This window comes from Bradyrhizobium sp. 6(2017) (genome assembly GCF_011058295.2).
GTDB classification, from domain to species: domain Bacteria; phylum Pseudomonadota; class Alphaproteobacteria; order Rhizobiales; family Xanthobacteraceae; genus Bradyrhizobium; species Bradyrhizobium septentrionale.
Genome location: NZ_CP049289.2, coordinates 5,005,685 through 5,018,968, shown reverse-complemented (window position 1 = coordinate 5,018,968; position 13,284 = coordinate 5,005,685). Strand labels below are relative to the sequence as shown.

16 protein-coding genes are annotated in these 13,284 nt (G+C 64.5%); 11 read left to right on the top strand and 5 right to left on the bottom strand.

Annotation, left to right across the window (positions count from 1 at the left end):
- The first annotated feature begins 18 nt into the window (after positions 1-18).
- From G6P99_RS23370 to G6P99_RS23360, 3 genes are all read left to right on the top strand, one after another.
- Positions 19-618, top strand: a complete 600-nt coding sequence (locus G6P99_RS23370) for a formyltransferase family protein (protein ID WP_029082622.1) — start codon at positions 19-21, stop codon at positions 616-618.
- Between the two features lie 194 nt (positions 619-812).
- On the top strand, positions 813-1,172 hold the full coding sequence (locus G6P99_RS23365; protein WP_084518554.1) for a hypothetical protein: 360 nt from the start codon (positions 813-815) through the stop codon (positions 1,170-1,172).
- Positions 1,173-1,293: 121 nt separating this feature from the next.
- The gene (locus tag G6P99_RS23360; protein ID WP_156928737.1) at positions 1,294-1,671 is read left to right on the top strand and encodes a hypothetical protein; all 378 of its coding nucleotides are present in this window, start codon (positions 1,294-1,296) and stop codon (positions 1,669-1,671) included.
- A gap of 93 nt (positions 1,672-1,764) precedes the next feature.
- Here G6P99_RS23360 and G6P99_RS23355 read toward each other — a convergent pair whose 3' ends face one another.
- On the bottom strand, positions 1,765-2,163 hold the full coding sequence (locus tag G6P99_RS23355) for a RidA family protein (protein WP_029082624.1): 399 nt from the start codon (positions 2,161-2,163) through the stop codon (positions 1,765-1,767).
- 141 nt (positions 2,164-2,304) lie between these two features.
- Between G6P99_RS23355 and G6P99_RS23350 the strand changes: the two genes are divergently transcribed.
- The gene (locus tag G6P99_RS23350; RefSeq protein ID WP_029082625.1) at positions 2,305-3,180 is read left to right on the top strand and encodes a DMT family transporter; all 876 of its coding nucleotides are present in this window, start codon (positions 2,305-2,307) and stop codon (positions 3,178-3,180) included.
- 79 nt (positions 3,181-3,259) lie between these two features.
- On the opposite strand, the gene G6P99_RS23345 is transcribed toward G6P99_RS23350, so the two are convergent.
- Positions 3,260-3,499 carry a BrnA antitoxin family protein gene (locus G6P99_RS23345; protein ID WP_029082626.1) on the bottom strand — a complete coding sequence of 80 codons (240 nt, stop codon included), beginning with the start codon at positions 3,497-3,499 and terminating at the stop codon, positions 3,260-3,262.
- 18 nt (positions 3,500-3,517) lie between these two features.
- A complete protein-coding gene (gene cysK / locus G6P99_RS23340; protein ID WP_029082627.1) occupies positions 3,518-4,492 on the bottom strand; it encodes a cysteine synthase A in 975 nt (324 codons plus the stop codon).
- 227 nt (positions 4,493-4,719) lie between these two features.
- Here cysK and G6P99_RS23335 point away from each other — a divergent pair, with 227 nt between their 5' ends.
- Positions 4,720-4,935, top strand: coding sequence for a hypothetical protein (locus G6P99_RS23335; RefSeq protein ID WP_029082628.1), 216 nt, complete (start codon positions 4,720-4,722; stop codon positions 4,933-4,935).
- Positions 4,936-4,944: 9 nt separating this feature from the next.
- Here G6P99_RS23335 and tgt read toward each other — a convergent pair whose 3' ends face one another.
- On the bottom strand, positions 4,945-6,078 hold the full coding sequence (tgt, locus tag G6P99_RS23330; protein WP_029082629.1) for a tRNA guanosine(34) transglycosylase Tgt: 1,134 nt from the start codon (positions 6,076-6,078) through the stop codon (positions 4,945-4,947).
- Between the two features lie 208 nt (positions 6,079-6,286).
- Between tgt and G6P99_RS23325 the strand changes: the two genes are divergently transcribed.
- From G6P99_RS23325 to G6P99_RS23300, 6 genes are all read left to right on the top strand, one after another.
- Entirely contained in the window at positions 6,287-7,465 is a 1,179-nt protein-coding gene (locus G6P99_RS23325) for a patatin-like phospholipase family protein (RefSeq protein WP_245284769.1), read from the top strand.
- Positions 7,466-7,560: 95 nt separating this feature from the next.
- On the top strand, positions 7,561-8,325 hold the full coding sequence (locus G6P99_RS23320) for a TetR/AcrR family transcriptional regulator (RefSeq protein WP_029082631.1): 765 nt from the start codon (positions 7,561-7,563) through the stop codon (positions 8,323-8,325).
- A 320-nt stretch (positions 8,326-8,645) separates the two neighbouring features.
- Complete coding sequence (locus tag G6P99_RS23315; protein ID WP_245284770.1) at positions 8,646-9,248, top strand: PepSY domain-containing protein; 603 nt, start codon at positions 8,646-8,648, stop codon at positions 9,246-9,248.
- Between the two features lie 333 nt (positions 9,249-9,581).
- Positions 9,582-10,619: an aspartate-semialdehyde dehydrogenase gene (locus tag G6P99_RS23310; protein WP_165123531.1), complete on the top strand. Its 1,038-nt coding sequence runs from the start codon at positions 9,582-9,584 to the stop codon at positions 10,617-10,619.
- A gap of 73 nt (positions 10,620-10,692) precedes the next feature.
- Positions 10,693-11,079 carry a tautomerase family protein gene (locus tag G6P99_RS23305; protein ID WP_029082634.1) on the top strand — a complete coding sequence of 129 codons (387 nt, stop codon included), beginning with the start codon at positions 10,693-10,695 and terminating at the stop codon, positions 11,077-11,079.
- An 83-nt stretch (positions 11,080-11,162) separates the two neighbouring features.
- Positions 11,163-11,675, top strand: coding sequence for a GNAT family N-acetyltransferase (locus tag G6P99_RS23300; RefSeq protein ID WP_029082635.1), 513 nt, complete (start codon positions 11,163-11,165; stop codon positions 11,673-11,675).
- Positions 11,676-11,748: 73 nt separating this feature from the next.
- Here the strand turns inward: G6P99_RS23300 and G6P99_RS23295 are convergent, their stop codons facing one another.
- Positions 11,749-13,101, bottom strand: coding sequence for a carbohydrate porin (locus G6P99_RS23295; RefSeq protein WP_029082636.1), 1,353 nt, complete (start codon positions 13,099-13,101; stop codon positions 11,749-11,751).
- Positions 13,102-13,284: the final 183 nt, after the last annotated feature.

Below are 13,284 nucleotides of genomic sequence, written 5' to 3'. Positions count from 1 at the left end.
CCCCACGGAATTCATCCCATGCGCATTACCCTTGTCGGTTCCCGCCATTTCGGCGTGACGACCCTGAACATGCTGCGCGAGCATCACGTCACGCTCGTCAGGGTGGTCGTCCATGACGGCGAGGACCGGCTTGCGGCAGCGGCTCGGGCGGCCGGCATCGAGGTCGTCGTTCAGGCCGACCCCAAGCTGGTGACGGCCGCCGAGATCGCCCCGGGCACCGACCTGATCGTGACCGCCCACAGCCACGCCCGCGTCAGCAAGGAGGCGCTTGCCGTGGCCAAGCTTGGCGGCGTCGGGTACCACCCATCGCTGCTGCCCCGACACCGCGGCATCGCTGCGGTGGAGTGGACCATCAAGGAAGGCGATCCGATCGCCGGCGGCAGCATCTATCACCTCGCCGACCGCATGGACGCGGGCGCAATCGCGGCGCAGGACTGGGTGTTCGTCAAAAAGGGCGAGACCGCCCGCGAGCTTTGGGAGCGCGCGCTGGCGCCGCTCGGTCTGCGTCTGCTCGCCGAGGTCATCGACTACGGCAAGGTCAACGGCTCGCTGCCGGCCAAGCCGCAGGATGAGCAGTTTGCAACCAAGGCGCCAAACCTCAGCGGTACCAAACACTAAGCCGAAATAAGGTACTTAAATACCTGATTCCGTGAGGCGCGGAGGCAAATTTCTCGTTCCTGATCCGGAACCAGATTCACCATGATGTGTTTGAGTTCACAGGAACATTTGGGGCCTCTCGCGACGCAGCAAATTTTGAACACATTGTGACAGGATAAGCCGCGTCATCACACGAAATTACAGGGATTTGATTCATGCGTTCGATCCGCATTCGCGACCTGATTTTGGTCACTTCGGTCGCCTCGGCTGCCGCCCTCACCGCTGCTCCCGTGTCCGCGCAGCAGCCCTATGACGGCCTCTGGAGCGTCACAGTCGTCACCAAGACCGGCAGCTGCGAGCCGTCGTCCAGTTCGACGGTGAATGTCGTCGAAGGAAAGATCTCGGCGCAGGGTGCGGCGATCTCCGGCACCGTGGGCAGTGGGGGACTTGTGCGAGTCTCGATCAATGGTGCATATGCGAACGGTCAACTCAGTGGCAACTCCGGATCGGGGAAGTGGAATGGGGCATCAGCTGGCGTACCGTGCAGCGGCCGATGGGAAGCGTCCCGTCAGTAAGATCACCAGCGTATCAAGGTTCTTCGCCATCGCGCGGCGGCCAGCATTTGCAGCCGCCGCGTTTTTCGTGACCGCATTGGCCAGCACCGCGGGCCATGCCCAGTCCAGCCCGTTCGCCGGCATGGCGGGCACCTGGTCGGGCGGCGGCTCGGTCACGCTGGACGACGGCTCCAGCGAGCGGATTCGCTGCCGCGCGACCTACCGTGTCGGCGGCCCGAACATGACCATGAGCCTCACCTGCGCCAGCGACGCCTACAAGTTCAACCTGGCTGCCGACGTGCAGGCGCAAGGCAGCGCCGTCAGCGGCTCGTGGAGCGAGACCAGCCGCAATGTCAGCGGCGACCTGCGAGGTCGCGGCGGTGGCGGCAACTTCCAGGTCGTTGCCAGCGCTCCCGGCTTCAACGCCGACATCTCGATGCGCACCTCCGGCAACAAGCAGTCCGTCACCATCAGGCCCGACAGCCAGTTCCGCGGCGCCAGCATCACGCTGTCGAAGTAATCGATCGCTCCGCCGACGAGAAAAGCCCTCGGGTCACCCCCGAGGGCTTTTTGCTGGCCGCGCAACAATGACGTCGCACGCGTCTCGGCGTTGCTAGGCGGCCGGCACGAACGCCGTGACCTCGATCTCGACCTTGGCGCGCAGATCGACCAGCCCGTCGATGTAGAGCAGCGTGGAGGGCGGGAAATTGCGCCCGAGCGTCTCCTTCCACGCCGCGCCGATGCCGGTGCCCGCGGCCTCGTATTCGATGCGGCTGGTCAGGTACCAGGTCAGGCGGACGATGTGCTCGGGACCGGCGCCGGCTTCGTTCAACAGCTTGACGATGCGCTTCAGCGCCGTGCCGACCTGGGCTGCCATCTCGGGTACGTAGTCGCCCTTTTCGTCGCCGCCGGTCTGCCCCGCCAGCACGATCCATTTGCCCGGAGCGTCGAACGCGACACCGTGCGAGAAGCCGCGGGGTTTCGACCATTCGGCCGGTTGCAAGACACGCATGAGCAGATCCTCCTGATGTGATTATTCCCGACCTGCTTAGCAGAGATCACATGGTCGACACATCACCACGCCGGCAGAATTGCACGTTGCAAATTCGTATCGGCTCGCCGATACCGGGTACCCCTCACCTCGTTTCCCGTCATGGATCGCACACCCTCAAAAACCGGCGCAGCGCTGTGGATGTCCGGTTGGCTCGCGCTCATGCTGATTGTGGCGGTGGCCGGCCGCGAGGCGACGCGCGAGGTCAACGTGTTCCAGCTGATGGCGGTTCGCGGCGTGCTCGGCTTCGTGATGCTCTATCCGCTGATCCACATGAACGGCGGATTCGCGATCGTGAAGACGGCACGCGTGCACATCCACATCGCGCGCAACCTGGTTCATTTCTGCGCGCAGCTCGGCTGGTTCTATGCGCTGACATTGATCCCGATCGGCCAGGTGGTCGCGATCGAGTTCACGATGCCGATCTGGACCGCGATCCTCGCGGCGAGCTTTCTCGGCGAACGGATGACATCCTGGAAGATCGTCGCGATCGTGCTTGGCCTGGTCGGCGTGTTCGTCATCGTGCGGCCGGCGACCGGCGCGATCAATCCGGGCCAGCTGATCGCGCTCGCCGCGGCCGTCGGCTTCGGGATCTCGGTCGTGGTGGTCAAGTCGTTGACGCGGACCGAACAAACGCTGGCGATCCTGTTCTGGATGCTGGTGGTGCAATCGCTCGCGAGCATCGGGCCCGCGCTCTATGTGTGGATCTGGCCGCCGCTCTCGACCTGGGGCTGGCTCGTCGCGATCGCGTTCTGCGGCACGTTCTCGCATTACTGCATGGCGCGCGCCCTGCTCCACGCCGACGCAACCGTGGTGATCCCGATGGATTTCATTCGCGTGCCGCTGACCGCGATCGTCGGCTGGCTGATCTACGCCGAGCAGCTCGATGCCTACACGGTGCTCGGCGCGGCCATGATCCTGGCCGGCAACCTCCTGAACCTGAAGCCGGGCGCAGCGGCGCTGGCGCGCGCACGGTGACACTCGCGGCCCGCCGCGCAGGTCGCCGCATAGCAACAAGCCCGGGGATCATCCCGGGCTTGCTTGTTTTGGAAGTGCGCTACTTCCCGGCGGCCTTGCGCAGCGCCGCGTTGATGCGGTCCTGCCAGCCGGGGCCGCCCTCCTGGAAATATTGCAGCACGTCCTGATCGATCCGCAGCGTGACCTGCTCGCGGACGCCGGGGACGGCGACAGTCTTTGGCACCGCGTCCGCGACCTTGGTGGTGGCGCGCTTGAACGCCGCCTCGGCCTCGCTGCGGGCATCGTTCAGGGTTCGCGGTCGCCTCGGCTGATCGGCCATATCCTGGATTCCTGTGTCTCAAATTCCTTCAAACAACGCCGTCGAGAGATAGCGCTCCGAGAACGACGGCACAATCGCCAGGATGGTCTTGCCCGCAGCCTCCGGCCGCTTGCCGATCTGCAAGGCGGCCGCGATCGCGGCCCCCGAGGAAATGCCGCCGGGGATTCCTTCGTTGCGCGCCAGCGCGCGCGAGGTCTCGATCGCGGTCGCGCTGTTGACCTTGACGATCTCGTCGATCACCGAGCGGTCGAGGATGTCAGGGATGAAGCCCGCGCCGATGCCCTGGATCTTGTGCGGGGTGTGCTGACCGCCCGACAGCACCGGGCTCTCTTCCGGCTCAACCGCGACGATCCGCAATGACGGCTTGCGCGGCTTCAGCACCTGCCCGACCCCGGTGATGGTGCCGCCGGTGCCGACGCCGGCGACGAAATAGTCGATGTTGCCGCCGGTATCATTCCAGATCTCCTCGGCGGTGGTGCGGCGATGGATTTCAGGATTGGCGAGATTCTTGAACTGTTGCGGCATCACCGCGTTGGGCGTCGTGCGCACCAGTTCTTCCGCGGCAGCGATCGAGCCCTTCATGCCCTGCGCGGCCGGCGTGAGCACGATCTCGGCGCCGAGGAAGGCCAGCATCCGGCGCCGCTCGATCGACATCGATTCCGGCATCACGAGCTTCAGCCGATAGCCGCGCGATGCGGCGACATAGGCGAGCGCAATGCCGGTATTGCCCGAGGTCGGCTCGATCAGCACGGTGTCGGCGTTGATGATGCCCGCCTTCTCCATCGCCACGATCATCGCCGCGCCGATGCGGTCCTTCACGCTGGCCGCCGGATTGAAGTATTCCAGCTTGGCGAGGATCGTCGCGTGGACGCCACCCGCCTGCGGCAATCTGCGCAGGCGTACGATCGGGGTCGAGCCGATCGCATCGACGATGGAATCGAAGACGCGGCCGCGTCCGGGTTGCACTGCACTCGTTGTCGACGGCGCGTCCATCAAGCGGCTCCTGTTGCGGGATATGCTGGGAATATGCGGTCTTCTCTCATTAGAAGCAGCGCATCATGACGCGCAAGTGAGAAACCGCCGAGGCACAAATTCGTTGCATCGCAAAAATGAGAACCTGCGCAAATAACGTAAAACCTACGCATTTGTGTTGCGACAAGGTCAAACAAGTGCGTCTATATACTTTCGTCAGGTACAGCTCCGAACGCAAAGGAGGTCACATGCCAGCTCTCGCTGAAGTTCTGTCGACCGCAGCGTCCAGGCCCGATCCGCGCGGCAGCGATTTGCCGACCTGTCCGGTGTGTGCGGACTCCATGATCGCGGCAGAAGCGTCCGCGTACCTCCAAGACAATTTGATCAGCTATCTCTGGACCTGCGACACTTGCGGTTACGGGTTCGTCACCAAGCACACCGTCAAACCGATCGTGTGCAACTGATCACGCAGCTCACCTCGGAGCGATGTCCCCGCGCGCCCAACCGGCGCGCGTTTTCGTTCTGAAGGCCTCGAACGTGCCGTTTGCGATCGCGTCACGGATGCCCTGCATCAGCTCCTGGTAATAGGCGACGTTGATTTCGGACAGCAGCATTGCCCCAAGTGTTTCGCCCGCACGCACCAGATGGTGCAGATAGGCGCGCGAAGTGCTACGTGCCGCCGGCCACGGGCTCTCTTCATCCAGCGGGCGCGGATCGTCGACGTGCCGGGCGTTGCGCAGGTTGATCTGGCCGAAGCGGGTGAACGCCATGCCGTGGCGTCCGTTCCGTGTCGGCATCACACAGTCGAACATGTCGATGCCGCGCGCCACCGCCTCGAGAATGTCCTCCGGCGTGCCGACGCCCATCAGATAGCGCGGCCGATCGGCCGGCAGCGCCGGCGCGGTCTCCTCGATCATCGACAACATCACCGATTGCGGCTCGCCGACCGCCAGCCCGCCGATCGCGTAGCCGTGAAAGCCGGTATCGGTGAGCCCGCGCGCGCTGACGTGCCTGAGATCAGGGACATCGCCACCCTGCACGATGCCGAACAGCATGTAGCCGTCCGGCGCCGCCTCGAACGCGCGCTTGGAGCGTTCGGCCCAGCGCAGCGACAGCTGCATCGCCCGCTCGATGTCGGCGCGCTCGGCGGGCAGCCGCACGCATTCGTCCATCTGCATCGCGATATCGGAGCCGAGCAGAAGTTGCACCTCGATCGAGCGCTCCGGCGACAGCTCGACCTTGGCGCCGTCGATATGCGAGCGGAAGGTCACGGCCTTCTCGGTCACCTTGCGCAGCTCCGAGAGCGACATGACCTGGAAGCCGCCGGAATCCGTCAGCATCGGACCGCCCCAGCCAGTGAAGCGCTGCAGACCGCCAAGCCCGGCGATCCGCTCAGCGCCCGGCCGCAGCATCAGATGATAGGTGTTGCCGAGCACGATATCGGCGCCGGCATCGCGCACCTCGCGCCAATGCATGCCCTTCATCGCGCCGGCGGTGCCGACCGGCATGAATGCGGGCGTCCGCACCAGGCCATGCGGCGTGGTCAGGCGCCCGGTGCGGGCAGCGCCGTCGGTTGCCAAGAGCTCGAATTGATTGGGAAGATTCATGCGGCTGCTTATTGCGTGTCACTGACGCCCGATCAACCCGTCGGATAACGCCTCTCGCCCGACTTCGTGAACGCCGGCAGCCGGATCGATACTTGCTTCGGGCCGGCCGCCACATTAAACAAAACGAAACCGTATCGTTTTATGTCGATAATGGGGCAGCGGACTTCCCCGCCGCGCCGCAATCCACGCAGAGACGTGATTGGCAGAGATGGTCTCAATCCCTAGCGCCCGGCCTCGGGGCATCAGCCCTCGCACGACGGCTGCCGGCGCGATCCGGCATGCCGCTCTGCTGTGTGGCCTGGCTTTCGCGCTGGCGGCCTGCAGCTCGCTGCCGCGGACGCCCTACACGGCGGCCGACGCCGTCAATTCGCGGGTGCTCGATCTCGACGGGCTGCGCCGCTACGCCGACGAGCCGGCGTCCAGATTCCGGCTCGACAAGAGCGACGTCGCCCCGATCAAGACCTATCTCGCCCTCTCCGGCGGCGGTGCCGACGGCGCCTACGGCGTGGGTGTCCTCAACGGCTGGACCGCGGCAGGCAATCGCCCGGCCTTCTCGGTCGTCTCCGGCGTCAGCACCGGCGGACTCATTGCGCCCTTTGCGTTCCTCGGCCCCCGCTACGATGACACGCTGAAGGAGGTCTACACCTCAGGCATCGCGGAGAGCCTGCTACAGGACCCGAGCCTGATGCGGGTGCTGTTCGGCTCCGGCCTGTTCGGCAACAAGCGGCTGCGCGAGCTGGTAGCGCGCTACGTCGGCCAGGACATCCTGAGTGAGGTGGCGCGCGAAAACGCCAAGGGCCGAAAGCTCCTGATCGTCACCACCGATCTCGACACCCAGCGCACGGTGATCTGGGACATGGGGCGGATCGCCGCCGTCGGCACGCCCGAGGCGTTGCAGCTGTTTCGCGACGTGATGGCCGCCTCCGCCAGCATCCCGCTGGTGTTTCCGCCGATCATGATCGATGCCGAGGGCCAGGGAAAACGCTTCCAGGAGATGCATGTCGATGGCGGCGTCACCGCACCTGTGCTGACGCTGCCGGACGCACTCCTGTTCCGGGAGCGCAGCTGGCCGGCCAATGGCCGGATGAACATTTACATGCTGGTCAACAAGAAGCTCGAGGGAAACTTCGAGCTGGTGTCGAACTCGACGATCGACGTCGCCTCCCGCAGCATTTCGGCGATCACACAGGCGCAAACCCGCTCCGTGATCCTCTCGACCTATGATTTCGCCCGGCGCAACCGCCTCGGCTTCCATTTGTCCTATATCGAGCGCGATTATCCGGCGCCGGAGACGCAAGGCTTCGATACGGCCTATATGCGCGCGCTCTATCAGTACGGATACGAGAAGGCCGCCGCGGGGCACGCCTGGACCGCGACGCCGCCATGAGCGGCCCGCCCCCGGTACCACCGAATGGACGAATCCGTACCGCGCGGGTTATAGACCGGACAGACCCGTCCGACGCACAACGAGATGAATGGGCAATGGGATTGACGGCAACCAAGGCCAAGGGCGCCAAACAGCCGGCCAAACGCGGCGTGATCAAGTCACGCGGCGGCCGGCCGACCCGCGATGCCGCGATCGAGCGCGACCAGCGGCTGATCGAGGTCGCCACCCGCCTGTTCCTCGAGCGCGGCTTCGATGCGACGTCGATCGACGCGGTGGCCGAGGCCGCCCGCGTCAGCAAGCCCACCGTCTATGGACAGTATGGCGACAAGCGCGGCCTTTTCGCCGCGGTGCTCCGGCGCGAAATTGCCCGCTGGCTTGCCCCGCTCGCCGCCGCGGCAGCCGAAGCGCAGGGCGACGGCAATTGCGAGGGTTTGGTCGAGGAGCGGCTGACCGAGCTCGGGCGCCAGTTATTGGTGCTGAATTGCAGCGCGGACTCCATCGCCTTCAGCCGGATCCTGACCGCGCAGGCGATCAACTTCCCCGAGGTCGCCAAGCTTGCCGTCGACGAAGGCTGGTCGAAAGCCGTGTCCACGACGGCGGATTTCTTCGACCACCTGGTCGACAAGGGCGCCCTCGACCTCGAGGACACCACGATCGCGGCCGAGACCTTCCTCAACATGGTGGTCGGCCACACCCATCGGATGGCAACCTTCGGGATCCCGATCGACATGAAGACCGCCGAGACGCGGATGGAGGTCTCGATCCGGCTGTTCCTTGCCGGCGCCGTCGGGCCGCAGGATCGGCTGCGCGAGGCCGCCAAGGAGGCGGATAAGGGCGGCCGCCGCCGGCCGGCCCGCTAAGCGGAGTCAGCAGGATCGTTCTATCGTCTCGCACGTTATCGTGAGCAATCTTGATTGCGAGTAGCCTTGAACGAAACAGAACGAAACCGTATTGTTTAGTTGCAACGAGGCGCAGAATCCAGATCAGCCCCCAAGGGTTTTGACGCCGACTTGTAATTTCGACCGTGACGACGGGGCAGCCGCCATCGCTCCGTCCTGAACGTTCGGCGGCCGACCCCTGACTAACCGGGGTCGGCCGCACCTTTCTCGGCCCGCGCGGCCGCTGCAAGCGCGGGCAACGCGCAAAGTTCGATACAGGTTCGACGATGAGGACAGGACGATTGCGCGCACTGAGGTATTTGGCATTGGGAACGCGGCTGCTTGCAACCGCGCTGCTGGCCCTGCCCTTCGCGGCGCCGGCCCATGCGATCACGAGTTCGGCTGCCGCGGCCCTCACCCCGCGTGACAATGACAACGCGCTCGACGTGCATGCGGTTCGCCGCGAACTCGACAGCTTCCAGGCCGCACAGATCTCGCTGCGCAAGGCGATGGCGATTGCGGAAGCGCTGCACTCCGGTGCGATCACCGCCGACATCAGCTTTGACGGCGCATCGCTTCCCGCGGTCTACCGGGTCAAGACCATGCAGCAGGACCGCATCTGGCACCACGCCATCGACGCTGCGACCGGTGAAGTGGTGGGTGGCGAGGCCGCCTCGCCGCTGACGTCGCTGGGCGCCGAGGACCGCGGCAACCTCGTCGTGCTCAGGGCGCTCCGGCACCGTCTGTCGGATGCGGTACGCGTCGCCGAACGCTCGACCTCGGGAAAGGCGATCAGCGGCGGCTTGATGCGCGAGCGCGGCAAGCTGAATTTCGTGATCGTGGTGCTCGCTGGCAGCGATCTGAAAGAGGTGATCCTCGAGCCGCCCGGCGCGCGCCGGCGGTAAGGGCCCAGAGCGTTTTCGAGCGAAGTGGACACCGGTTCGCGTGAAGAAAACCCGTCAAAACAAGAAGCTAGAGCTTCGGTTCTGATTCAATCAGAACCGAAAATGCTCTAGGCGGGCCTTGCCAGATTTTCGCCCAAAAGCCGTTGACGGGCGCCGATCTCTCCCGCATAAGTCCGAACCATGATCACCGCGACCAAACGCACCACCAAAACCACCAAGCCCTCCGGGGCCTCGGGAGGCGTGCGCGCGTAGTCGGTCGAACCGCATCATCTCTACCCGAAGCCCCGCCTGATGAAGGTCCGGGGCTTTTTTGTTGTCTGCAGCACATCTCAAATGGAGGACAAAGTGAGTAACGATCCCGTCGTCGCGATTGTCGGCGTCACCGGCGCAGTCGGCGCCGAATTCATCTCCACCATGGACAAGCGCGGCTTCCGCGTCGGCAAGCTGAAGGCGCTGGCGAGCGCCCGCTCGGCAGGCAAGACCGTCGCCTTCCGCGGCAAGCCGGTCGTGATCGAGGAGCTGACCGAGCGCGCCTTCGAGGGTGTCGACATCGCACTGTTCTCGGCCGGCAGCGGCATCTCGAAGAAGTTCGCGCCGCTTGCGGTGAAGTCCGGTGCGGTCGTGGTCGACAATTCCTCCGCGTTCCGGATGGATACGAACGTGCCGCTTGTGATCCCCGAGATCAACGCCAACCGCATCCGCGACCACAAGGGCATTATCGCCAACCCGAACTGCGCCGCCATCACAGCGCTGGTGCCGCTGTGGCCGATCCACCAGAAGAACCGCATCAAGCGCGTGATCATCTCGACCTATCAGGCCGCGAGCGGCGCCGGTGCTGCTGCGATGGAGGAGCTCGTCGAATCGACCCGCGCCAGTCTCAACGGACAGGTCTTTACGCCGAAGGTGATGCCGCACCCCTACGCCTTCAACCTGTTCAACCACAACACGGCTGTTGACCCCGAGACCGGCTACAACGACGAAGAGACCAAGGTCATCAAGGAGACCCGCAAGATCTTCGAGGACGACAAGATCGCGATCGGCGTGACCTGCGTGCGGGTGCCGGTGCTGCGCGCGCATTGCGAGGCGATCACCTTCGAATGCGAGAAGCCGATCACCGAGGACCAGGTCCGCGCAATCATGGCGCAGGCGCCTGGCGTCAAGATCGTCGACGATCGCGCCAAGAACTACTTCCCGATGCCGATCGACGCCTCCGGTCAGGACGACGTGCTGGTCGGCCGCATCCGCAAGGATCTCAGCGACCCCAGCGGCCACTCGATCTCGATGTTCGTCGCGGCCGATCAGCTGCTCAAGGGCACCGCGCTGAACGCGGTGCAGATCGCCGAGCTGCTGCCCGAACGCGCGATGGCGTGAGCGATAATGGAGGGTGGGCAAGGCGCCAGCGCCGCGCCCACCCTCAACCCGACAAGCAAGAGCAGGACGTATCATGCCGAGCACTCGGATCACGACCGGCATTTGGGCCCGCGGCATCGAGGCCCAGGTGATTGGAGCCGTCCAGGACGCTCTGCTCGCGGCGCTGAAAATCCCTGACTACGACCGCGATGTCGTGCTCGACCTCTACGATGACGCCGCCCGGATCGTTCCAGCGGGCCGATCGGAGCGCTACACACGCATCGAGATTTTCCTGTTTTCCGGACGATCGCTGCAGGCCAAGAAAGCCCTCTACAGCGCCGTGGTGGCGAACCTCTCCGCCCTCGGAGTGCCCGCGAATGAGATCAAGACCATTCTGATCGAGATTCCACCCGACAATTGGGGCTTGCGCGGAGGTTTGCCTGCGTCCGAAATTGACCTCGGCTTCAAGATCGACGTCTGACAGCCATGCTCCAGTTGCATCGCAGCGCGGGTCGAGCGAAGCCGTAACCCACTCCGATGCATTGCCGACGGACTCCTTCCGACATGCATTCCCAATCCGAACAGTTCGAGATCAGAGACCTGCATGCTCATTCCGGGCGCGAGGAGTTGTTGCGACTGAACAACGCCAGTGCCAGTGAAACGTCCCTGCTCACGGCCGCGAGGTTCGAACAATTGATCGATGCAGCAACGATCGCGCTGTTCGTTCCGCCGGCCGCCGCGATGCTGTTGGCGTTCGAGCACGGCGACAACTATGACGGCACTCACTTCGGCTGGTTCCGCGGCCGGATGGACCAATTCCTCTACGTCGATCGAATCGTCGTTGGGGCGGCGTGGCGGCGGCACGGACTGGCGCGCAAGCTCTACCGCGAGGTCTTCCGGCAGGCCGCGCATCGCGGTCATCGTCGTGTCGTGTGCGAGGTCAACCTCCAGCCGCCGAATCCGATATCAGACGCACTCCATCATTCGCTTGGCTTCGAGGAAGTCGGCCGGACCACCATCGACGGCGGCGCAAAAACGGTCCGCTATCTCTGTGCGAGGCTCGAGCCTCGCACGTAAGCCCTCAATCGCGCGCACGAAGGCGCTATGCATCGCTCGCCTCGCTCGGGTATGCCGGCAGACCGCCACCGGATCAGAAGTGGACCAGGGTGCGCAGACCAAGAACCCAGGCGTTGTCGGTCTTCACGCCGGCGGCGTTGTATCCGCGTCCGCCGGGATGGATGACATACTGGGCGTCGAATTTGAGGTTCATCCAGCCGGTCGCCTGCCAGCCGTACCAGGCTTCGATCGGCACTTCGTTGCCGCCGGCATTCAGGGTGAGCGCCGCCGAGTTCACATGGGTCGTGCCCACCGCGAAGCCGACTTCGTCCTCGGGACGCGAGGCGAACGTTCCGGTGTGCCTGAAGCCCCAGGCGATCTGGTAGTCCTGATACGACGTCCTGTGATCGGCGACGGTCGTATTGAGGAACGTGTACCAGCCCTGCGCCTTCGGACCCTCAACGGTCAGCCGCTGCAGGATCGATTCATAGACGCCGTAGCGGCCGCGCTGATCGCCGAGATTCTGGTCGGGGACACCGCTGGTGCCCGGGACGATCGCGATGATGCCCGGGAGGCCGCCATCGATCGTCGATGCGCTGTCATACCAGCCGCCAAACCGCCAGGTCCCGCTCAACGGACCGCTCGGCGCCCAGACCAACTCGACCGGCACCAGCACGCCGGAGGCCGGGCTCGAGCCGGGGACACCGGGCAGGAAGTAGGTCGCGGAATCCGACGTCGTCAGATAGTTCGGGTTGGCGTCGTAAACGCCGACCGAGAGCTGGAATTCCTTGGCGAAGTTGTAGTGGACCACACCGGCCCATTGGCTCACCGGCCAGTTATAGATGTAGCCGCCCTGGATGTTGCCGGGCTGGCCGCCGCAGAAGGTCAGGTTGATGAACTCGCACAGGCCGAAGAAGAAATCGAAACCGACCGGAAGACGGCCGCCCTTGAGTTCGAGGCGATCATCGAAGAGCTTCTGCGAGTAGTACAGTTCGGTCAGGCGCAGGATGTTGCCGCGGCCGAACACTTCGTTGGTCAGCTGCAAGGCCGGAATGCCGGCCTCGTCATTCAGATTGCGGCCGAAGCGGTCGACCAGCGTGAGGCCGACCAGGCCGCCCTGGATGCCGGCCAGTTTCGCCATGTCGAACTTGGCCTGAAAGAACAGCTGCCCGGCGTTGGCCCCCGTGTTCTTGTTGCCGCCCGATATGTTGGTCACGGCCTCGTCGCCCAGCGTCAGGGCCAACGAGATGCCCTGCTCCTTCAGCTTCGTCCTGCCGAGATCCCCGAACAAATACGGCCGTGTCCAGAAATCATCGGCGGGATCAACGTAAGGCAGCGGCGGAGCTTTCGTCAGGAGATCGGCCGCGTGTGCGCCGCCACTCAACAACGATGACAAAACAATCCCGACGCCGCACGCGCGTGCGACGCTTACAGGCCCACGAAACATTCTTTCCTCCCACCGTCCCGGGCCTTGTCTGATTCCTGTCGCGTCCCCGCCCAAAGCCCTTCAGCCCGGAACGCGCTTGTTGTAGCGTTACTATTTTTCAATTTTAGATAGCAATTACGCGCGCACTAAAACGCCTCAACACTGCGTTAGGGTCTGTCCGCGAGCCGGCGTAGCTGCGCGCGA